This is a genomic window from Actinokineospora baliensis (assembly GCF_016907695.1).
In the GTDB taxonomy this organism is placed as follows: Bacteria; Actinomycetota; Actinomycetes; order Mycobacteriales; family Pseudonocardiaceae; genus Actinokineospora; species Actinokineospora baliensis.
In genome coordinates this window covers 3,559,444-3,580,648 of sequence record NZ_JAFBCK010000001.1, presented here as the reverse complement: position 1 = coordinate 3,580,648, position 21,205 = coordinate 3,559,444, and the positions used below count along the sequence as shown (strand labels likewise).

Genomic DNA, 21,205 nt, shown 5'->3' with positions numbered 1-21,205 from the left:
CGGCTGTGGGGCCTACGCGGTGACCGGCGCGGGCGCGGCGAGCAGTTGCTGGATCTCGGTGAGCACCTGGTGCGCTTGCGGCACGCTCAACCTCGGGTCGCACAACGTCCGGTACGCCTTGAGCAGCTGGGACGGCTCAGTGGCGCCACCCGCGCCCAGGCACTCGGTGATGTCGTGGTCGCCGATCTCCAGGTGCACCCCGCCTGGCCACTCCCCCAGCTCGAGCAGCACCTCGGTGAACCGGGCCAGCTCGAAGACGATGTCCCCGACCAGGCGGGTCTTCACCCCGCTGGACGCGCGGATGGTGTTGCCGTGCATGGGATCGCACATCCACACCACCGGATGACCCGCCGCGCGCACCGCGGCGGCCAACGGGGGCAGCACCTCGGCGACGGCACCCGCCCCCATGCGGGTGATCAGGGTGAGCCTGCCCGGCTCGCGCCCCGGGTCCAGCCGCTCGCACAACCGCAGCAGCTCGTCGGGCGTGGCCGTGGGACCCACCTTGGCGCCGATCGGGTTGGCCAGCCCGGAGAGGAACTCGACGTGGGCGCCGTCGGTGCGCCGGGTGCGTTCACCCAGCCAGGGGAAGTGGGTGGACCGCAGGGTCCAGGTGCCGGTCTCGGGGTCGCGCCGGGTCAGCGCCTGCTCGTACTCCAGGACGAGCGCCTCGTGGCTGGTCCACAACCGGTCCGGACCGGGTAATCGGCGCAGTTCGGCGACCACCGCGGCGGCCGAGTCGTAGGCGCGCAGCAGCCGCTGCGGATCCGGGCGCCGCGCCGCCTCGGTCGGCTCCGCGCCGTTGACGATGTCGCCCCGGTAGCTGGGCAGCTCGCGGCCGTCGACCACCTCGGTGGGTGCGGACCTCGGTTTGCCGTACTGACCGGCCAGCCGACCGATCCGGACCACGGGAACGCCGAGCCAGGTCCGCAGCCGGTCGGCCAACTCGTGCAGGGCCCCGTGGCGGGCGCGGGCGGCGATGACACCCTCGACGCCCAGCGGTTCCGCGCAATCCCCGCCCTGCAAGATGAACTCGCGCCCGGCGGCCACTTCGGCGAGCCTGGCGCGCAGCGCCGCCGCCTCACCCGCCGCGGTCAGACCGGGCAGGCCGCGCAACCTCAGCGACGCCTCGGCCAGTTCATCCTGGTCCGGCCACGGGGGCCGCTGGTCGACCGTCAACCCCCGCCAAGAACCTGGCTGCCATCGCGATCGTTGCACGCCCGTCCCCCGTAACAAGAAGCGTTGATACGACTCTCCACATTCGCCTGACACACTCACCCGACCGACGAGCCACCGCCGCGTCCTCCAGTGTTGACACCGACCGCGCCGACTCCGTCGCGTTGGCATGTTCCTGTCAACGGCTCTCGGCACGCGGTCGAATACGAAAAATGAGGACGTGGTCACCCAGGAGAACCCCGTCCTCGTCGTCGGCGCAGGCCCGGTGGGCCTGTCCGCGGCGATCGCCCTGCGCTCGGTCGGCCTGCCCGTCGCGGTGCTGGAGGCCGACGACGAGGACCGCGCCAGGCCGGGCAGCCGCGCGCTGTTCGTGCACCGGGAGTCCTTGCGCCTGCTGGATTCCGGCGCGCCGGGGCTGGCGGCCGAACTGACCGGCTTCGGCGTGGTGTGGCACACCAAGCGGACGCTCTACCGCGGTCGGGAGGTCTTCGCGAAGACCTACCCCAAGCCCGCCGCCGACGCCGAGCCGCCGTTCACGAGTCTGCGCCAAGTGGACACCGAGCGGTTCTTGCGCAAGACCTGCGAGCAGGTGGGCGCGAGCGTGTACTGGGGTGCCCGGGTCGAGCGGGTGCGGGTCGACCCGACCGGCGTCGACGTGGTCACCGCGGACGGCCGGACCTTCAGCGGCAGCCACGTCGTCGCCGCGGACGGGGCCAGGTCGACGGTGCGGCGCGCGGCGGGTATCACCATGTCGGGCGGGAGATCTGAGGGATTCCACACGACCGTCGACATCGCCGACCCGGACTTCCCCCACGAGCGGCTGTTCCACTACCACCACCCGGCCCTGGGCGGCAGGCACGTGATGACGGTGCCGTTCGCGGGCGGGTTCCAGATCGACGTGCAGTGCGCCCCGCAGGACACCGAAGCCGAGTTCAGCGCGCCGGAGGCGGTGCGGCGGTGGCTGCCGAACGTGGTCGACCGGCGTCACCTGGAGAACATCCTGTGGATCTCCAGCTACCGGTTCAACCAGGTCATCGCGGACCGGTTCGCCGACCCGCACGGCCGGGTGCTGCTGGCGGGCGAGGCGGCGCACCTGTTCCCGCCGCTGGGCGCGCGCGGGATGAACAGCGGAATCGCCGACGCGTTCGACGCCGCGGACGCCATCGCGTTGGCTCGATCGGCCAACAACCCGATCCGCGAGGCAGCGGCCATCGCGGGTTACGCCGAACGCCGCCGGGCCGCCGCGCTGCGCAACAACGCCGCGGTCAGCGAGGCGCTGGCCCACCTGCGTCCCCAGCGTTGGCACGCATCAGCGCGGCAACGCGCGGCGGCTGCGCTCTCGCCGGTCGTGCCCCGGTTCGGCACATGGTTGGAGAACGCCACCTACGGGCCCCGCACGGCTCCCCAGCGGTCAGGGCGGTACTGATGTCCACTGTGGAATACGTCTTCGCCGACGGCGCGCTCCAGCGAAGCGGACTCCAGACCGGTGACCTCTTGGCCGCGGACTCCTGGCTGGTGCTCGACGGCGCCGTGCGCGGACTGCACTGGCACCACCGGCGTTTCCAACAGGCGAGCACCGAGACCGGGCACGGGGACACCACCGCGTTCTGGGCTGCCGTTGTGGCCGCATTCCCCAAACAGGGCGCTTGGTTTCCCCGGGTAGAGCTGACGCCGGCGGGCACGTTCCAACTTCGGGTCCGGCCATCCCCACCTATAGGCAAGGCTATCCGGATTCACCGCGCTGACCAGCCCGACAAGCGGGTGCACCCCAGGCGCAAGGGGCCCGATCTACCGCTGCTGAACAACATCCGCGAGCAGGCACGTGCTGCGGGCGCTGACGAGACACTCCTCGTCGATGACCACGGGTACGTGTTGGAGTCCGCCACAGCAAGCCTCATCTGGTGGGAGAACGACATTCTCTGCGTCCCTGACGAAGACCTGCCTGTGCTCGATGGCGTCACGACTCGGGTCATCATCGAGCACGCCTACGCGCTCGGGATCACCGTTGGCAGGCGGAGACGTCAGCCACACCAGCTTGTCGACAAAGAGGCTTGGCTGGTCAACGCACTGCACGGCCTAAGGCCCATCGTCGCGTGGCCGACCGTGCCTGCGGTTCCGGCCACTAGGGCGCCCTACTGGCAGGGCGTCCTGGAGTCCCTCCGCGTCCCGCTCCCCGTCTGACAGCCCGTTCGCAGAAAGGCACACCATGACCGCAGAGCACTCTCCGGCTTACCGGCTCAACGACCTGATGACCGGGTACTGGAAGACCCAGGCGATCAGCGTCGCCGCCAACCTCGGCATCCCCGACCAGCTGGCGCAAGAACCGTTGGGTAGTGCCGCCTTGGCTGAACGGCTCGGTGTCGACCACGACAGCCTGCACCGGCTCTTGCTCTTCCTGGTCACCTTGGGCGTCCTGGCGGGCAACGACGAGGTCGGCTACACCGCCACCGAGGTCGGAGAACTCCTGCGGTCGGACAACCCCGGCACGATGGCGCACTACGCCACCATCTACGGCGCCGAGTTCTACCAGGCTTGGGGCCACCTGGAGCAGGCCGTGCGCACGGGTCGGTCTGGGTTCTCCGCCGCGTTCGGCGAGGAACTCTTCCCCTACCTGCGGACCCACCCCGAGACCTCGCTGCGCTACGAGCGGGCGATGATCGCGGGGGCGAACTTCTTCAGCGAGGTCGACAGCGTCCACGCGTTCCCCGAGACGGGCCTCGTGGTCGACATCGCGGGCGGCCACGGCCTGCTGCTGCGGCAGATCCTGGGCAAGCGGCCCGCGCTGCGCGGCATGCTCTTCGACCGCCCCCAGGTGATCGCCGAGGCCAAGGAGCAGGGATTCCTCGCCGACCTCACCGACCGGTGCGCGCTCGTGGCGGGTGACATCTTCGAGACCGCGCCCGGCGGTGGCGACCTGTACCTGATGTCGCGGCTGCTGCACTGCTTCGACGACGAGGGCTGCCTTGCGCTGCTGCGCAACTGCCGGGACGCGTTTCCCACCCACGCCAAGCTGCTCATCGTCGAGCGGCTGCTCCCCGAGGACGGCGGCCCATCGCTGACCCCGGGCTACAACATGCACATGCTCGCCGTCATGGGCCAGGGCCGGGAGCGCACGCGCAGTGAGTTCGCGAACCTGCTCTCCCAGACCGGGTTCCGCCTGGAGACAACGCACGCGCTCCCGCTCGACGCTCACGTGCTGGTCGCGACCCGCTCCTAAGTTCGGCCGATCAGCCGGTCGGCGAACAGGACCAGCACACCGGCGACCGCCTGCGCGATGCCCAGCACCACCAGTACAACCGCCAGTCCTTGGGACCGCAGCAACACCACAACCTGCGGTCCCAGGCTGGCGCCCATCAGCAGCGCAAACGTATAGAGGGCGATCCCGGTCGCCCGCGCCGCTCCGGCCATGGACCCGACCAACTCGGTCAACCCCGGTGAGATCAGGGTGATCGCAGCGACGTAGACCAGCAATAGTGCACCCAAGACCGGCACACTAGGCAAACCGAGGGCCGCAAGTACCGCGAGGATCGCTGCTGCGACGAACAGTGCCAAGGCGGTGCGGCGGGTCGCACGGAAGCGGCTCAGCCATCCGGTGATGAAGGGGATCAACACCATCGCTGGCAACGCACTCGCGCGTAAGAGGAACAGTTCGTGAGACCCGCCCACCAAGTCCTCTGGCGCCAGAACCTGCAAGGCGGTGTAGACGCCGACGAAACCGCCCAGCACGGGCAAGGTCGCCACATAGAGGACGGTCAACGCGGGCTTGGCTACCAGTGTGCCCATGGCCTTGAAGGACCCTCGCAGGGTTAACCTGCTACCGGCGGTGTCAGGCGCCATCACCTGCCGCAGCGCGACTGTCAGCACCAGCAGCAGCACAGCGTTGCCGTAGAACACGAATCGCCAACTACCCAAGCCAGAAAGCGCTTGCGCCAAGAGTTGGCCGATGACCGCCGCGGCCAAGAACGAAGTGATGAGACAGGCCAAGGCGCTCGGCCTGCGGCGTGGTTCGATCCGCTCGGTCAGGTAGGCCAACGCGGCAGGCGAAAACGCCGCCGCGCCAAGCCCCTGCACCGCACGCAAAACGCCGCCGACCGCGAGCGAGTCCGACAACCCCACCAGCACTGTCGCCACGGTCATGACCGACAGACCCGCGGTGATGACGGTGCGCCTACCGAACCTGTCCGCCAACGGACCAGTCAGCAAGAACCCACTGGCATAAGGGATCCCGAACAACGTCGTGGTCGCGGTCGCGGCACCAACCGTCGTTCCCCAGTCCGCGGCAAACGCTTGCAGCAGCGGGATCACGGCGTAGAGCTGTCCGACGATGACAAGTCCGGCAACCGTCATCACGGCCACCGTGCGCCAGAACGGCGCCCAGTCCGACTGCATGTGCTCCCCCAGTCACCCGACGGCCGATCCTACATAGTTCTCGGAGAAACTGGACATGGCCGCCTCGGACCCGGCGAGGTAGCGCAACCTGGCTTCCCTGAAGCGGAACTGCATGTTCCGCTCATCCGGGAACCTGTGCAGCAAACCGGTCATCCAGTCCGAGAACTCCTCGGCGCGCCACACCCGGCGCAGGCAGCGGTCCGAGTAGCCGTCCAACGCCTTGCGATCGCCGGTGGTGAACCAGTCCACCAGTCCCTCCGCCAACACGCGCACGTCGGCCACGGCCAGGTTGAGGCCCTTCGCCGCGGTCGGCGGGACGATGTGCGCGGCGTCCCCGGCCAGGAACACGGCACCACGGCTCATGGGCTCCGCCACGAACGAGCGCATCGAGGTGATGCCGCGCTCGATGACCGGACCTTCGTTGAGGCCGTAGCCGAGATCGGTGCCCAGCCGGGTGTGCAGCTCGGCCCACACGCGGTCGTCGGGCCACTGATCGAGGGTGTCGGTCGGGTCCACCTGCAGGTACAGCCTGCTGACCGTCGGCGAGCGCATGCTGTAGAGGGCGAAACCCCGCTCGTGGCAGGCGTAGACCAACTCCTCGGCGACCGGTGGCGCCTCGACCAGGACGCCCAACCAGGCGAACGGGTACGTGTGCTCATACGTGCGCAGAGCGGACATCCCCGATCGGGTGACACCGTGGTAGCCGTCGCAGCCGACGACGATGTCGCACCGCAGCTCCACCCGGTCGCCGTCGAGCGCGTACCGGATCACCGGCCGGTCGCCGTCGGTGTCGTCGACCACCACGTCCCGCGCGTCGAAGTGCAACTCGGCGACGCCCTCCCTGGCGGCGATCAGGTCCTTCACGACCTCCGCCTGCCCGTACATCCACACCGAGCGCCCGGACAACTCGGTGAACGGGACCCGCACCGACTCCTCGGCGAACCGCAGCTCGAACCCGGTGTGCACGGCCGCGAGCCGGTCCAACCGCTGCGCGACCCCGGCCTCCCGCAACAACTCCACGGTGCCCTGCTCGAGAAGCCCGGCCCGCACGCGCTTCTCGACGTGGTCGCGGCTGCGGTGCTCGACGACCACCGAATCCAGGCCCGCCAAGTGCAACAGCCTGCCGAGCAGGAGCCCGGCCGGTCCAGCCCCGACGATCCCGACCTGAGTCCGCCGCGCGCCCACAGCCCACCCCTCTCCGACCAGCGGTCCGCGAGTGCCGCCCGCAGGCCATGGTCGACGACCCGCGACGGGCGCCACCAGGCATGACAACTTCCTGTCACCCGGGAAACCGGCCGCGACGCGCTCCGGTAGGTTTCGGACCATGACCGATGCTCGAATCAATCTGGGCAAGGCGTGGCCCGAGGGCTACCGGGCGCTGTTCGCCTTCCACAGCACGGTGGTCGAGTCCGGGCTCGACCCGAAGATCATCCAGCTGATCTTCACCAGAGCGTCGCAGATCAACGGGTGCGCGTTCTGCCTGGACATGCACACGCTCGACGCGCTGGCCGCGGGTGAGACCACGCAGCGGCTGCTGCTGCTCGACGCCTGGCGCGAGACCGACTTCTACACCGACGAGGAGCGGGCCGCGCTCGCGCTCACCGAGGCGGTCACCGACGTGGCGGGCACACACGTGCCGGACGACGTCTACAACGCCGCCGCGGCGGTCTTCGACGAGGAGACGCTGGCGAAGGTCATCATGACCATCGTCCTGATCAACGCGTGGAACCGCACCGGTGTCACGCAGCGCAAGGCCGCGGGGCAGTACACCCCGCAGAAGAAGGACTGAGCAGGACCAGCCTGACCGCGAGTCACCGGCCGGGCCCGCCCGGTCGGTGACCACTCGCCCGCTCACGGCGTCTGGGGGATTCCGTGCCGACCAGAAGAGTGTTCCTGCGCGCGTCCGCGGCCGCCGCACTCGCCGCCGGTCTGGCGGGCCCGGCCCTGGCCACCACCCGGTGGGACCGACTGCGCCGCACCCTTTCCGGCCCTTTGGTACTCCCAGGCGAGCCTCAGTACCCGATCGCGAAGCGGCTGGCCGCGGCGCAGTTCGACGACCTCAACCCGAGCGCGATCGCCTACTGCGCTTCCCCGCGCGATGTTCAGGAGTGCTTGCGGTTCGCCGCGCACGAGGGCACGCCGTTCGCCGTGCGCAGCGGTGGGCACAGCTTCACCGGCTGGTCCAGCGGCCGGGGCCTGGTGATCGATGTGTCCGGGTTGGACGGTGTGTCGGTGCGCGGCGGGTCGACCGTGCGGATCGGGCCCGGCGCCACCGCGGTCGACGCCACGACCGCCCTGTCGCCGCACGGACTGGCCGTGGCGTCCGGTTTGTGCCCGACTGTCGCACAAGCCGGGTTCGTCTCCGGTGGTGGACTCGGCTGGCAGACCCGGCTCGTCGGCCCGGCCAGCGACCGGGTCCGCTCGGCCACCGTCGTACTCGCCGACGGCCGGATCGTCCGCGCGTCCCGGCACGAGGAGCCGGACCTGTTCTGGGCGGTGCGCGGCGGCGGTGGCGGGAACTTCGGCGTGGTCACGGAGTTCGAGCTCACGCCGCTGCGCGTCACCCGGGTGGCGACGTTCTCGCTCAGCTGGCCGTGGGACGCGGCACCGCAGGTGATCGCCGCCTGGCAGCAGTGGATCGACCACAGCCCGCCGGAGTTGGCGACCGGCATGGGCGTGCTGCTCAACGACGCCGCGGCGGGAGCAGCGCCGATCACCGTCGCGTCCGGCGCGTACTTCGGGAGCCTGGAGCGGGCAGAGGCGGCGGTGTCGGAGTTCGTTGCCGCGGTGGGGGTTGCCCCACTCGCCCGCCGGGTCGAGGAGGTGCCGTACGACAAGGCGTTGATGCGGCTGTTCGGCTGCGGCGACAAGACGGCCGCGCAGTGCGACCTGGTGGATCACAACCCTGAAGCGACTTTGCCGCGCCAGCAGTACATCCACCACCGCAGCCGCATGTTCGGTTCGCCTTGGCCACGGTCTGGCGTAGAGGACGCGTTGACCGCCTTCGACGCCAACCGTCGCGCGGGGCAGTACCGGTGGCTAGGGATGTTGGCGTTGGGGGGCAACGCCAACGCCGTCTCCGCGGACTCCACGGCCTACGTGCACCGAGACGCGTCGTTCTTCAGCGTCTACTCGGTGGGTCTCAACGTCCCCGAGCCTAACGCGGAAGAACGCGCGGCAGCCACGGCCTGGGTGGACCACGGGTTCGCGGCGATCGACCCGCACTCGACCGGGCGGACCTACCTGAACTACCCGGACACGGCGTTGTCGGACTGGCGCGGCGCCTACTACGGGTCGAACTACCGGCGCCTGGCGCGGGTGAAGCGGCACTACGACCCACACGGCCTCTTCCGCTTCCCCCACGCCATCGGCTAGACCAGCCCGCGCTCCTGGGCGAGCATCCCCGCCTGGAACCGGGACCCGGCACCGAGATCGCGCATGATCGCCGCGACGTGGCGGCGGTAGGTGCGCACCGAGATGCCCAGCTTCCTGGCCGCGGTGTCGTCGGTGTGGCCGCGGCCGAGCAGGGTGAGCACCTCCTGCTGCAGTTGCGCGCCGGTGACCCCGTCGAGCGGCCCCCGGTACCGGGTCAGCGCCGCCTGCCAGCCCAGGGTGAACAGCTCGCGGGCGGCCGCGACCACCCCGCTGTGCCGCAGCACCGCGGTGGGCGCGTCGTCGGCGAGACCGGGCGGGAACACCACGGCCCGGTGGTCGACGATGATCACGTCCGGCATCGACCGGTCGACCAGGTGCACCTCGATGGTGGGCTGCGCCAGCTCGACCATGCCCAGTTCCGCGGCCGCGCACAGGTTCTCCCGCGCGCACAGCACCTGCACCGACACGCCCCGGCCCGCGACCCCCGCGAACAGCGCGATCGTGGCCCTCGGCGTCAGCGGCAGCACCCCGTCGCGCCAGAGCACGGCGACGTGCTGCTTGGCGCAGTGCACGACGTCCTCGGCGCGCTCCCCCCTCGGCGCGGCCGGTAACGCACCATCCCGGCGGCAGGACAACGTCCCATTCGTCATCAATCCCCCAACTGAAGACCCCAGCCTGCTGATCGCGTGCGGTCAAACCCCGACGCACATGGTGGCACGGCGGCACATCCCGGTCAACGGCGCCAGACGGTTAGGAAAACACCGGAAAGGAGTGGACGGGAATAGCCGCTTTTGGTGACGCGCCACACCGCTTGGTCCCATTGTTGGAATGGTCTACTCCGCACTTTTCGCCCGCCCCCACCCACCAGCCCAGCGGCGTTGACCTGGGAAGACCGGGGATCGCCGCGCGCTGTCGTGGCCCGATCAGCGGTGTGACCGTTCGACCGCAACGGCGGTGGACCCCGATACCCGAACCGAGTCGTCCGTGGGGCGAACACTATCCAAGAACCCCCGAACGGGGGTAGCCGATCCCGATCCGGTCACAGCGCGCGTCCGGTCGCGCTCCCGCGTTTCGTGAACGGCAAACCGACCAGGAATCACCATTCGGAAAAGTGAGCCGACGAACAGCACTGCGGTCCGCACGGTGGTACTCACCCGATCGGACCAACATCGTCGCGGGTGGTTGAGCGCGTCGGCCAGGTGGCACGTAGTGGGTGATACCTAGTGGGGTGGTGACTGGTGCGCAAGAAGTGGATCGGGATCGTCGGCGTGCTCGTGCTGGTGGTCGCGGCGGGTGCCGTGGGCATCGGCGCGTCCGGTTGGCTGGCACCGGGCACCGACACCGTCGACCGCAGCCAACCGGCGGTGCTGCAGGCCGTGCGCGACCTCAGCGAGTACCACGCCGCGGCGGGCGACTACCAGGTGGTCGTCGACATCGAGAAGGACGTCCGGTACGTCCCGGCGGAGATCGCCGGTGAGCGCACGCTGTTCGTCGCCGCGGGCAGTGTCGACGCCTTCATCGACTTCCGCGGTCTCGCGGAGAACGCGCTCGTGGTCGACCAGCAGGCCAAGACCGTGCGGATCCAACTGCCGAAGGCGCAGCTGTCCAAGCCCAACCTGGACAACGAGCGCAGCTACCTCTACCAGCAGCAACGCGGCCTGTTCGACCAACTCAGCGCGTTGGTCAGCGCCCCGCAGGACCAGCGCGAGTTCTACGTCGCGGCGGAGAAGCGCATCGCCGAGGCGGCACAGAAATCCGGGCTCACCGCGCGAGCGGAGAAGAACACCCTTGCGATGCTGACCGGGATGTTCGACGCCTTGGGCTACCGGGTCGTGCAGGCTCCCCGGCCGTGAAAGACGGGTGCCCCCAACCGGAATCGGTTGGGGGCACCCGTGTGTCACGGGGTCACCGCAGCACGCGCGGGTCGGCGTTGAGCCGCTCGGTGAGGCGGATGGTGATGAACTCGTTGTTGTCCGGCTTGCCGGGGGTCCGGCCGGAGGAGAACGGGAAGTTGTTGTCGTTGAGGACCGCGAGGGTGCGGTCGTCGAGGATGGCGACGTCCTCGATGGTCTGGAACGGGAAGGTGAACGGGTCGGCGAAGCCGCCGAGGTGGCGCGGGTTGGCCAGGTTCATCAGGTCGGCCACCAGCGTCTTGTCCAGCTTGCCGTCGTGGTCGCGGTCGCGCTTGTCGAGCAGGTAGACCTTCTTCACCTTGGCGTCCACGCCTTGGCCGCCGTCGCGCTCGATGACCAGGAACCGGTCGCGGTCGACCGCGGTGAGGTCGCCGATGGCGTGCGCGGGCTGGTCGAGCTGGTAGGTCCACCGCTTGCCGGTGTAGCTGCCCGAGGCCAGGTCGAACTCGTTGAGCCGCAGGCTGCCGGGGGTGTCACCGGCGACCGTGCCCTCGAGCAGCGCGTAGAGGGTGCGCTTGTCCGGCGAGATCGCCAAGCCCTCGAAACCCTTGCTGCTGTTGAGGTTCGGCGTGCCCGCCGGGTTCTCCGGCGCGAACACCCCGGGCAGCGCGACCGGCGGCGCCAGCAGGCGACCCGCCCGGTCGAAGTGCAGCAGGTACGGGCCGAACTCGTCGCCGATCCAGTACGTCCCGTCCGCCGCGCGCACGATCGACTCGACGTCGAAGTCGGAGCCGGTGAGCACCCGGTCGGCCCGGGTCAACGCGAACGGCACCTTGCGGTTGGGGTCGGTCAGGTTGACGCCGCCGACCACGTCGACCGCGCCGGACCGGAAGTCCGGGGCGATGCGGTGGATCCGCAGCACGAAGTCACCGCTGTTGGCCTTGTTGCCGTACCCGTTGTCCGACAACACCTCGAACGTGCCGTCGCCGTTGCGCACGATACCGCTGAACCCCTGCACCGGCTGGTCGGCGAACGGCGGCACCACCCCGTTGACCGGGTTGGTCCCCAACGCCGCACCCGACGGATCACTGGCGGACACGAACGTCTCGGCGGGCAGCGCCGAGAACCCGGTCAGCTGCGCCTGCCCGAACCCCCGCCCCCGATCCGGCGTAGCCGCACTCGGCACCCCCGCGAACACCCCCGCAGCCACCACAGCGGCCCCGATGGCCAACGACCTGCGCATGCGCGATCTCCCTCTCCCACGGTCTCCCCGATCCGCCGCGACGCTATGCAGCCCAGGTGAACACCACATGGCCACCACCCCCACACCACGGAACACCCCACGTCACCGCCCAGAGCCCAACACGGATGGCGGCTCCTCGACGGGAGGACCCGTCAGGGGAATCCGCTACCTCGTCAGGGGAATCCGTTATGAGGCTTAGGTGTTCTGGCCGCCGTCGATGGTGAGGACTGTGCCGGTGATGTGGGCGCCGGTGGGGCCTGCGAGGTGAACCACTGTCTCGGCGATGGTGTCGGGGGTGGCGAAGTGGCCCAGTGCGCTCGTCCGCAGCTGCTCGGCCGCGGCGGGGTGGTGGGCGGGGTTCATGTCGGTGTCGGTGGAGCCGGGTTGGATGACGTTGGCGGTGATGTGGCGGGGGCCCAGGTCGCGGGCCAGGCCGCGGGTGAAGCCCAGCAGGGCGGACTTGGTCATGGCGTAGACGGCGAGCCCGGGGTCGGTGACGCGGTCGGCGAGGTTGCTGCCGATGGTGATCACGCGGCCGCCGTCGCGCAGGACGCCGATGGCGGCTCTCGTCCCCGTCACCACCGCCCGGATGTTGACGTCGATGAGGGCGTCGAGGTCTTCGTCGGTCACCTGGTCGACGGTGCCGTAGCGGGCGATGCCCGCGTTGTTGACCAGGATGTCCAGCCCGCCGAACGCCGCGGCGACCTCGAGGACCGCGGCCTCGACCGCACCGCGCTCGGTCGCGGGTGTCCGCACCGCGACCGAGCGCACCCCCAGCGCGGTCACCTCGGCCACCACGTCGGCGGCCCGGTCGGCGGCGGTGTCGTAGGTGATGGCGACATCGGCGCCCGCGCGGGCGAGGTGGCGGGCGATGGCCGCGCCTATCCCCCGACTGCCCCCGGTGACCAGCGCCACCGCGCCCGCCAACGATCCACCGCTCATCTCGATCCCCCAGTTCTGCATCGAACGTTGCATAATTACCCTGCACCAGTAGCATCACCGCTGTCAACCAGGAGGAGGCGACCATGCCGGGACCGGGTCGTCCCCGCGGGTTCGACCGGCAGCGGGCGCTCGCCGCAGCCATGCGGCTGTTCTGGGAGCGCGGCTACGAGGGCGCCGCGATCTCCGACCTCACCGCCGCGATGGGCATCGGCACCCGCAGCCTCTACACCACCTTCGGCAGCAAGGAGCGGCTGTTCCGCGAGGCGGTGGAGCTCTACAACGGCAGCGGCTCCGACCCCGAGTTCTACGCCATGCCGACCGGGCGGGAATCGGTGGAGCGGATGTTGCGGGCCAGGGCGTCGGTCTACGCCAACCCGAACACGCCCGCGGGCTGCATGGTGGTGCTCGCCGCGACCAACGTCAGCGTGGAGAACGAGCCGGTGCGCGCGATGCTGCACGACATCCGCGTCCAGGACCGCGCCGCGCTCGTCGCCCGCCTCACCCGGGCGCACGCCGACGGCGAGTTCGCCGCCGATCCCGAGACCATCGCCGACTTCTTCCTTTCAGTCCTTTATGGAATGTCGGTGCGCGCCCGCGACGGCGCCTCGACCGCCGACCTGCTCGCGGTGGTCGACTCCGCGATGACCGCCTGGGACGCGGTGACCCGCCGCTAGGGCGGCCACCTGGTGGAACGGCGGTTCCCACACCGTGGTCGGCGCCGCGGATCCGTTGCGCCGTCAAGGGAGGATCATCACCGTCCGCCATGTGGGAGTGCCATTCAGTGGGTGGGAGCGGCCGCGGGAACGCGGTTAGCGTGGCCGTGCCGATCCCTGTTCCACCCCGCTGGAGGCACACCCGTGTCCACACTCCCCTTACGCGCCGCCGGTCTGCTCGCCGTCCTCGGACTCGCGGCGGCCTGCGGTGGCACCGGCGCCGCGACCGGCGGTACCGGTGACGCCGGACCGCCGCGACCGGGTGGCACGTTGCGGCTGGGCATCTCGTCCAACCCGGATTGCGTCGACCCGCAGCAGTGGGGCACCAACGCCGCGCTCAACGTCGGCCGCCAACTGGTGGACTCGCTGACCGACCAGGACCAGACCAGCGGCGAGATCATCCCGTGGCTGGCCGAGAAATGGGAGGTCAACGCCGACTCGACCAGCTTCACCTTCACCCTGCGCACCGGGGCCACGTTCGCCGACGGCACGCCGGTGGACGCCGCGGCGGTCAAGACCAGCTACGACGGCATCAAGGCGTTGGGCCCGAAGGCGCAGTTGGGCAACGGATACCTGGCCGCGTACAAGAGCGCCACCGTGGTGGACCCGAAGACGGTGCGACTGGACTTCAGCGCTCCGAGCGCGCAGTTCCTGCAGGCCAGTTCCACGATGTCGCTGGGGATCCTGGCGCCAGCGGCGTACCAGAAGTCGCCGGAGCAGCGGTGCCAGGGCGAGGGCCTGATCGGGTCGGGGCCGTTCGTGTTCGAGAGCTTCAAGGCCAACCAGCAGGTCGTGATCGCCAAGCGCAAGGGCTACAACTGGGGCTCGCCGCAGTGGAAGCACCAGGGTGAGGCATACCTGGACAAAGTGGAGTTCCGGATCGTCCCGGAGCCGGGTGTGCGCACCGGCAGCCTCGCTTCCGGCCAGCTGGACGCGATCACCGACGTGCAGCCCGTGGACGAACCCCAGTTCGCGGGCAACGGTTTCACCGAGCCGGTGCGCGCGAATCCTGGCGTGGTGTTCAACTTGACGGCCAACACCACCCGTGGCGTGCTCACCGATGCCAAGGTGCGGCAAGCGGTGCTCAAGGGCGTGAACCGCCAAGAGGTCACCGATACCGTCCTCACCAAGAACTACAAACCGGCGAGCAGTGTCCTGGGTTCGGCCACTCCGCTGCACGCGGACCTTTCCAAGGAACTCGCCTACGACCCCGATGGCGCCAAGAAGCTGCTCGACGAGCAGGGTTGGGTGCCTGGTCCGGATGGCATCCGGGTCAAGGACGGGCAGCGGCTGTCAGCGAAAATCATCTTCTCGCTGGTGTTCAACCAGAACCAGAGCGTGCTCGAGCTGGTGCAGCAGCAGCTGCGCAAGATCGGGTTCGACCTGCAGATCGAGCAGCGGACCACCCCGGAGACCCAGCAGCTGACGTTGGCCGGTGACTACGACTTCATCTGGTACAACACGACGCGGGCCGACCCGGACATCCTGCGGCAGCTGTTCTCCACCAAGGCGGGCAACCGGAGCAAGCTGACCGCAGGCAACCCGTTGGACGCGGCGCTGGACAAGCAGGCCGCGACGGTCGAGGAGTCCGCGCGCAGGCCAGCGGCGGAAGAAGCGCAGCGGCTGATCGTGGAGCAGGCGTACTCGATCCCGGTGTTCGAGCTGACGCAGGTGTGGGGTCTTGGGCCCAAGACGCACGGGGTCGGGTTCGAGGCGTCGTCGCGGATGCAGCTGTTCGACGCCTGGATCGCCGGATGACGACCGGGGTTCCGCGCCGCCTGGCGCAGGCGGTGGTCGTGCTGTGGGCGGCGTTCACGCTGTCCTTCGTGATCCTCTACCTGTTGCCGGGCGACGCGGTCCTCGCCAAGCTCGGCGGTGAGGCGGGTACCACCGTCACCGCGGCGGACATCGCCCGCGAACGCGCCGCCTACGGGCTCGACGATCCGGTGGTGCTGCAGTACGGCAAGCGTTTGCTCGCTGCGGTACAAGGCGACTTCGGCAGGTCCATCGCGACCGGTGAGGACGCGGACGAGTTAGTGTTGAACGCGTTGCCCTCGACGCTGGCGATCACCGGGCTCGGCTTGGTGTTCGCCGTCGTGTTCGGCGGCGCCATCGCGATCGTCGGCACCTACACCCGGTCGCGGTGGCTGGGCAACCTGCTCGCGGCGATTCCCCCGCTGGGCAACTCGTTGCCCCCGTTCTGGGTGGGACTGCTGCTGATCCAGGTGTTCTCGTTCCAGTTGGGCCTGGTCCCGGCGATGGGGTCGGACGGTTTCGCGACGCTGGTGCTGCCCGCGGTGACGCTGGCGATCCCGACCGGCGCCATCATCGGGCAGGTGCTGGCCAAGAGCCTGCGCACGCAACTCGCCGAGCCCTACATCGAAGTCGTGCTGGCGAAAGGGGCGAGCAGGGCCAGGGTGCACTGGGGACACGCGCTGCGCAACGCGGCACTGCCCGCGCTGACCCTGGTCGGCGTGTTGGCGGGCAACCTGTTGGCCGGGTCTGTCATCACCGAGTCGGTGTTCTCCCGCGACGGCATCGGCCGGGTGACCGCCTCGGCCGTCACCGCGCAGGACATCCCGGTGGTGCAGGCGGTGATCGTGCTGGCGGCGCTGTTCTTCGTGCTCATCAACCTGGCGGTGGACCTGCTGTACCCGGTGCTCGACCCCCGGCTGTCCGGTCGGGTCACGGCGAAGGCGGTGTCGGGTGTCTAGTGTGGACCTCCGCGGCGGGGCGGGCTTCGCCCTGCGCCGTCCCGGCTTGGTGCTGTCGGTCGCGGTGATCGTGTTCGTGCTGCTGTGCGCGGTGGTACCGGAGTTGTTCACCTCGCACGACCCGATCGCGGGCGTCCCCGCCGAGAGGCTCCAAGGACCGTCGGCAGTGCACCTGTTCGGCACCGACGAGACGGGCCGGGATGTGTTCGCCAGGGTCGTGCACGGCGCGGCGCTGTCATTGCGGGCAACCACGCTCGCGGTCCTGGTGTCCCTAGTGGCCGGTGCCGCGCTCGGTCTGCTCGCGGCGGGCCGTGGTGGGTGGGTCGACTCGCTGGTGATGCGGGTGGTCGACGTCCTGCAGGCGGTGCCGTCGATCCTGTTGTCGCTGGCCCTGGTGACCGCGCTCGGGTTCGGCACGACGAACGTGGCGATCGCGGTGGGCGTGGCCAACCTGGCGACCTTCGCCCGGCTGATGCGCGCCGAAGTGCTGCGGGTGCGCTCCGGGGTGTACGTGGAAGCGGCGCGGGCGGCGGGGGTGCGTTGGCGCGGTGTGCTGTTGCGGCACATCCTGCCGAACTCGGTCGGCCCGGTGGTGGTGCTGGCGACGCTGACCTTCGGCACGACGGTGCTGGAGGTGTCGGCGCTGAGCTTCCTCGGCTACGGCGCCACCCCGCCCACCCCGGAGTGGGGTTCGCTGGTGGCCGGTGGGCGCAGTTTCCTGGCCACCGCGTGGTGGATGACGACCTTCCCGGGGTTGACGGTCGCGGCGGTGGTGCTGGCGACGAACCGGATCTCCCGGGCGCTCGACGGTGAACGGAGTCAGCTGTGACCGGCCTGCTGGAGATCCACGACCTCACGGTGTCCTACCACACCCGGTCCGGCGTGGTGCCCGCTGTGCGAAAGGCGAACTTGTCGGTCGCCGCGGGCGAAATCGTCGCGGTTGTCGGCGAATCCGGTTCTGGCAAGAGCACCACGGCGCACGCGGCGATCGGGCTGCTCCCGCGCGGTGGGCGGGTGGAGGGCGGGTCGATCACCTTCGCCGGTCGGGAGTTGACCGGGTTGTCGGACCGGCGGTGGCAGGAGGTTCGGGGCACAGACATCGCGCTGGTACCGCAAGATCCGACGGTGTCGCTGGATCCGGTGCGCCGGGTGGGCGACCAGGTGGCCGAGGTGCTGGTCGTGCACCGGTTGGCCACAAGGCGGGCGGCCGCGGCGGAGGCCGTGCACCTGTTGCGGCGGGCGGGGATCAGCGAGGCGGAGCGGCGGGCCAGGCAGTTCCCGCACGAGCTGTCGGGTGGGTTGCGGCAGCGGGTGCTGATCGCCATCGCGCTCGCGGGCAGGCCGCGGCTGATCATCGCCGACGAGCCGACCAGCGCGTTGGACGTGACCGTGCAGCGGGAGATCCTCGACCACCTCGAAGCCCTGGCGGCGGAATCGGGCACCGCGGTCCTGCTGATCACGCACGACCTGGGTGTCGCGGCCGACCGCGCGGCGCGGATCGTGGTGATGTCGCGGGGTGAGGTGGTGGAGACCGGGCCCGCTCGGGAGTTGCTGTCGACGCCGGAGCACGCCTACACCCGCGAGTTGTTGGCTGCAGCGCCAAGTCTGGCGCGGGAGCCACTGCGGCCCAGGAGGGACGCGGGTCCCGAAGTGCTGCTGGCGGTCAACGGTGTCGCCAAGACGTTCAACGGGCACACCCGCGTGGTTGACGACGTCTCGTTCACCCTGACCCGCGGGCGCACTTTGGCGCTGGTCGGGGAATCCGGGTCGGGCAAGACGACCACCGCGCGGATGGTGGTCGGTCTTGAGACCCCCACCGAGGGCACGGTCACCTTCGACGGCCACGACATCACCCGGCTCGGCCGAGAAGATCTACGCCGGTTGCGCCGCCGGTTCCAGCTGGTCTACCAGAACCCCTACGCGTCGCTGAACCCCCGCTTCACCATCGAGGACGTGGTCACCGAACCCCTGCGCGCCTTCGGTGTCGGCACCAAAGCCGAACGCCGCGCCCGCGCCACCGAATTGCTCGACCAAGTGGCGCTCCCCTCAGCGATGCTCGCTCGCAAACCCGCCGAGCTCTCCGGAGGGCAACGCCAGCGCGCGGCGATCGCGCGGGCCCTCGCGCTGAACCCGGACCTGCTGGTCTGCGACGAGCCGGTGTCGGCGCTGGACGTGTCGGTGCAGGCCCAGATCCTGCGCCTGCTCGTGCGGTTGCAGGAGGAGTTGGGGTTGGCGTACCTGTTCATCACGCACGACTTGGCCGTGGTGCGGGAGATCGCCGACCACATCGCCGTCATGCGCGGCGGCCGGGTGGTGGAGCACGGGCCCGCGGACGCGGTCCTGGGCAACCCCGCCGAGGACTACACGCGCGACCTGCTGGCCGCTATCCCCGGACAGGCGTCGACGAGTCGCCCGCTCACCGCGTAACGGGCGGGGCCCGCGCGGCGACTGCTAGTGATGATCGACAAGCGTCGGTCGGGCCGGGGAGGCGCGGTGGCGACCTGGGCGTGGTGGGGCAAGCGGTTCGAGCGGACCGAGCGCCGGTTGGTGGTGATCGCGGCCGCGCTCGGCGGGGCGATCGTGCTGCTGGGGGTCCTCGGGCAGATCGCGGTGCGGGAGCGGGACGCGCGGCTCGACGACGCCGTCAACCGGCGTGGGGCGCTGACCGCCGCGGCACTGGACGTGTACCGGGCGCTGGCGGACGCGGACGCGACCTCGCTCAACGCGGTGGTGGTGGAGCCGCGCAGGTCCACCGACGAGCGCAAGCGGTTCCGCGAGGACTTGTTCACCGTCGCGGACGCGTTGCGGATGGCGGCATCCCTCGCGCCCGAAGGAACCTCCGCCGAGCGGGTGCGGTCGCTGACCGACTACCTGCCCGAGTACTCCCGCCTCGTCGAGGCGGGCTGGGCCAACAGCGCGCTCGGTCAACCCGTCGGCACCTCGTACCTTTCACAGGCTTCTTTCCTGGTGCGCAGCACCATGCTGCCTGAGGCGGAGAAGCTGCACACCGAGCAGGCGGGTGCGCTGTCGGATGCCCAGCGAAGGGCAGGGCAGCAACCGTGGGAAGTGTTCATCGTCGGCGGCATCGCCCTCGCGCTGCTCGTCGCGACGCAACGCTACCTCTCACTTCGCACCCGCAGGCGGTTCAACCGCGGCCTGGTGATGTCGACGGCCTTGGTGCTCGGCTCGTTGATCACCGTCGGGGTCGCGGTCGGTTTCGCCCGCGGGCACGCCGACGACAGCGTGCACGAGTTCGACGGGGTCGTCGCCCCGCTGGCCACCGCGCGAAACCTGGGCCGCAAAGCCGACGGCGGCGAAGTCCGGATCCTGGTGTTCCCCAAGGTCGGTGACGTCGGCGAGCTGCGGGACACGCTGACCGCCGTGGAGAAGGCGGTCGGCGAGGGCAAAGCGGGTGGCGCGGAACCGGTTCGGATCGACCGGGTGGCGACCGCGCTGCGGGCGTGGCAGACCACGGTGACCCCGCTGGGCACGACGAACCCACCGCTGCCCTACCAGGTCGCGTCCGGGCTGATCACCGGCACCGTGGACGCGGCGCACGCCCAGGAGTTCGACGAGGCGTTGAGCGACGCGATCAACTGGCACCTCGACCACGCGGCGGACTCCACCGCCGAGGCCAAGGAATCGCTCGCGGGCATCGGCGTCATCACGGGCTTGGCGATGTTCCTGGCGCTGGCGGCGGCCGGGTGGGGCATGTGGGAGAGAATCCGGGAGTACTACTGATGCGCGTCATCCTCGCTGCCGCGGCCGCGGTGCTGGTTCTCGCCGGGTGCACCGTCCCGGAGCCGGTAGCGCGGCCGAACCGCGTGGCGCCCGTGGTCAACCCGGACGGGTTCATCACCTCCCCCACGCCTTCGCCGCCGGTGGAGCAGTGCCCCGACCCCGGCCTGAGCCTCAACCCGGCCGGGCTCGCGCGCACGCAGACCCCGACGGTGAACCGCATCCGCAACGACGACAAGCGGCTCGTCGTGGGCGTGAGCCAGACAGCCCCGCTGTTCAGCAGGCGCAACCTGGCCACCGGTGAGGCCACCGGCTTCGAGGTGGAGATCGTGCGGCGGATCGCGCAGGAGCTCTTCGGCGAACCGATCGGCGCGAACGACCCCCGCCTGCGGCTGGTGTCCCTGCCGACCGGCGGCAGGCTCACCGCGCTCGACACCGCGATGAACCGCGCCGCCCGCGAGGCCAACGCCACCCTCAAGGACATCCCGGTCGTCGACCTGGTCATCGCGGACGTGAGCATCACCTGCGCCAGGGTGCGGACCTACGGGCTGCGCTACTCGGCGCCGTACCTGAGCACCAACACCGGGCTAATGGTCCGCCAAGGCGACCACGACGTCCACTCCCCCGAGGACCTCGGCGACCGCAAGGTCTGCTCCGGCTCGGGCACCACCAACAGCGACGAGATGCTCCAGATCCGCGACCGGCAGCGCGCCGAGGGCAAGACCCCGGTGATCCCGGTTTCGGTGAACGACACCAGCGAGTGCCTGATGCTGCTGCAGCGCGGCCAGGTCGACGCGATCTACACCGACGTGCTCATCCTGGCCGGGTTCCGGCTGCAGGACCCCACCACCGTGTTGCTCCCCTACCGCGACGCCAAAGCCGGTGAGGCGGGCATCGCCATCAGCGACGAAGACACCGACCTGGTCCGGTTCGTCAACGGCGTCCTGGACGCCATGCGCGCCGACGGCAGCCTCCAGGCCGCCTACGACAACTGGTTCAAGACCGTCGACACCCGACGCCCCATCCCCCCTTCCCGCTACGCCGACTGACGCCGCGGGGTTGAGA

Annotated in this window: 19 protein-coding genes; 13 read left to right on the top strand and 6 right to left on the bottom strand. The window is 70.1% G+C overall.

What is annotated here, in order from left to right; translation table 11 throughout:
* Positions 1 to 12: 12 nt before the first annotated feature.
* The gene (locus JOD54_RS16965; protein WP_204451463.1) at positions 13 to 1,344 is read right to left on the bottom strand and encodes a 3-deoxy-7-phosphoheptulonate synthase; all 1,332 of its coding nucleotides are present in this window, start codon (positions 1,342 to 1,344) and stop codon (positions 13 to 15) included.
* Positions 1,345 to 1,393: 49 nt separating this feature from the next.
* Here JOD54_RS16965 and JOD54_RS16960 point away from each other — a divergent pair, with 49 nt between their 5' ends.
* From JOD54_RS16960 to JOD54_RS16950, 3 genes are read left to right on the top strand one after another with little or no spacing between them, the layout of a single operon-like run.
* Positions 1,394 to 2,599: an FAD-dependent monooxygenase gene (locus tag JOD54_RS16960; RefSeq protein ID WP_307860123.1), complete on the top strand. Its 1,206-nt coding sequence runs from the start codon at positions 1,394 to 1,396 to the stop codon at positions 2,597 to 2,599.
* On the top strand, positions 2,599 to 3,354 hold the full coding sequence (locus JOD54_RS16955; RefSeq protein ID WP_204451461.1) for an aminotransferase class IV: 756 nt from the start codon (positions 2,599 to 2,601) through the stop codon (positions 3,352 to 3,354). The genes JOD54_RS16960 and JOD54_RS16955 overlap by 1 nt, the downstream gene beginning before the upstream one ends.
* A 25-nt stretch (positions 3,355 to 3,379) precedes the next feature.
* A complete protein-coding gene (locus JOD54_RS16950) occupies positions 3,380 to 4,390 on the top strand; it encodes a methyltransferase (protein ID WP_204451460.1) in 1,011 nt (336 codons plus the stop codon).
* Here JOD54_RS16950 and JOD54_RS16945 read toward each other — a convergent pair.
* The gene (locus tag JOD54_RS16945; protein ID WP_204451459.1) at positions 4,387 to 5,562 is read right to left on the bottom strand and encodes an MFS transporter; all 1,176 of its coding nucleotides are present in this window, start codon (positions 5,560 to 5,562) and stop codon (positions 4,387 to 4,389) included. The genes JOD54_RS16950 and JOD54_RS16945 overlap by 4 nt on opposite strands.
* Positions 5,563 to 5,574: 12 nt before the next feature.
* Complete coding sequence (locus JOD54_RS16940) at positions 5,575 to 6,747, bottom strand: 4-hydroxybenzoate 3-monooxygenase (RefSeq protein ID WP_307860121.1); 1,173 nt, start codon at positions 6,745 to 6,747, stop codon at positions 5,575 to 5,577.
* 139 nt (positions 6,748 to 6,886) lie between these two features.
* Between JOD54_RS16940 and JOD54_RS16935 the strand changes: the two genes are divergently transcribed.
* Together JOD54_RS16935 and JOD54_RS16930 are read left to right on the top strand one after the other, a co-directional pair.
* Positions 6,887 to 7,351 (top strand): carboxymuconolactone decarboxylase family protein, encoded by a 465-nt coding sequence (locus tag JOD54_RS16935; RefSeq protein WP_204451457.1) that lies wholly within the window; start codon positions 6,887 to 6,889, stop codon positions 7,349 to 7,351.
* A gap of 83 nt (positions 7,352 to 7,434) precedes the next feature.
* Positions 7,435 to 8,937, top strand: coding sequence for an FAD-binding oxidoreductase (locus tag JOD54_RS16930; protein WP_307860120.1), 1,503 nt, complete (start codon positions 7,435 to 7,437; stop codon positions 8,935 to 8,937).
* On the opposite strand, the gene JOD54_RS16925 is transcribed toward JOD54_RS16930, so the two are convergent.
* Positions 8,934 to 9,587 (bottom strand): helix-turn-helix transcriptional regulator, encoded by a 654-nt coding sequence (locus tag JOD54_RS16925; protein WP_204451456.1) that lies wholly within the window; start codon positions 9,585 to 9,587, stop codon positions 8,934 to 8,936. The two genes, JOD54_RS16930 and JOD54_RS16925, sit on opposite strands and share 4 nt — an antisense overlap.
* Positions 9,588 to 10,175: 588 nt before the next feature.
* Between JOD54_RS16925 and JOD54_RS16920 the strand changes: the two genes are divergently transcribed.
* Entirely contained in the window at positions 10,176 to 10,790 is a 615-nt protein-coding gene (locus JOD54_RS16920) for a DUF4230 domain-containing protein (RefSeq protein WP_204451455.1), read from the top strand.
* A gap of 52 nt (positions 10,791 to 10,842) precedes the next feature.
* On the opposite strand, the gene JOD54_RS16915 is transcribed toward JOD54_RS16920, so the two are convergent.
* Both JOD54_RS16915 and JOD54_RS16910 read right to left on the bottom strand, forming a co-directional pair.
* Positions 10,843 to 12,033: an esterase-like activity of phytase family protein gene (locus JOD54_RS16915; RefSeq protein WP_204451454.1), complete on the bottom strand. Its 1,191-nt coding sequence runs from the start codon at positions 12,031 to 12,033 to the stop codon at positions 10,843 to 10,845.
* 195 nt (positions 12,034 to 12,228) lie between these two features.
* Positions 12,229 to 12,975 carry an SDR family oxidoreductase gene (locus tag JOD54_RS16910; protein WP_204451453.1) on the bottom strand — a complete coding sequence of 249 codons (747 nt, stop codon included), beginning with the start codon at positions 12,973 to 12,975 and terminating at the stop codon, positions 12,229 to 12,231.
* An 83-nt stretch (positions 12,976 to 13,058) separates the two neighbouring features.
* Here JOD54_RS16910 and JOD54_RS16905 point away from each other — a divergent pair, with 83 nt between their 5' ends.
* The 7 genes from JOD54_RS16905 (at position 13,059) to JOD54_RS16875 (ending at position 21,189) form a co-directional block, all read left to right on the top strand.
* Positions 13,059 to 13,649 (top strand): TetR/AcrR family transcriptional regulator, encoded by a 591-nt coding sequence (locus JOD54_RS16905; protein WP_204451452.1) that lies wholly within the window; start codon positions 13,059 to 13,061, stop codon positions 13,647 to 13,649.
* 183 nt (positions 13,650 to 13,832) lie between these two features.
* Complete coding sequence (locus JOD54_RS16900; protein ID WP_372440323.1) at positions 13,833 to 15,446, top strand: ABC transporter substrate-binding protein; 1,614 nt, start codon at positions 13,833 to 13,835, stop codon at positions 15,444 to 15,446.
* On the top strand, positions 15,443 to 16,402 hold the full coding sequence (locus tag JOD54_RS16895) for an ABC transporter permease (protein WP_204451451.1): 960 nt from the start codon (positions 15,443 to 15,445) through the stop codon (positions 16,400 to 16,402). The genes JOD54_RS16900 and JOD54_RS16895 overlap by 4 nt, the downstream gene beginning before the upstream one ends.
* Complete coding sequence (locus tag JOD54_RS16890) at positions 16,395 to 17,231, top strand: ABC transporter permease (protein WP_307860118.1); 837 nt, start codon at positions 16,395 to 16,397, stop codon at positions 17,229 to 17,231. Before JOD54_RS16895 ends, JOD54_RS16890 begins: the two co-directional genes overlap by 8 nt.
* The gene (locus tag JOD54_RS16885) at positions 17,228 to 18,829 is read left to right on the top strand and encodes a dipeptide ABC transporter ATP-binding protein (protein WP_204451450.1); all 1,602 of its coding nucleotides are present in this window, start codon (positions 17,228 to 17,230) and stop codon (positions 18,827 to 18,829) included. The genes JOD54_RS16890 and JOD54_RS16885 overlap by 4 nt, the downstream gene beginning before the upstream one ends.
* A 66-nt stretch (positions 18,830 to 18,895) precedes the next feature.
* The gene (locus tag JOD54_RS16880) at positions 18,896 to 20,143 is read left to right on the top strand and encodes a GlnX family signal transduction membrane protein (RefSeq protein WP_204451449.1); all 1,248 of its coding nucleotides are present in this window, start codon (positions 18,896 to 18,898) and stop codon (positions 20,141 to 20,143) included.
* Positions 20,143 to 21,189 (top strand): transporter substrate-binding domain-containing protein, encoded by a 1,047-nt coding sequence (locus tag JOD54_RS16875; RefSeq protein ID WP_204451448.1) that lies wholly within the window; start codon positions 20,143 to 20,145, stop codon positions 21,187 to 21,189. The genes JOD54_RS16880 and JOD54_RS16875 overlap by 1 nt, the downstream gene beginning before the upstream one ends.
* The last annotated feature ends 16 nt before the right edge of the window (positions 21,190 to 21,205 follow it).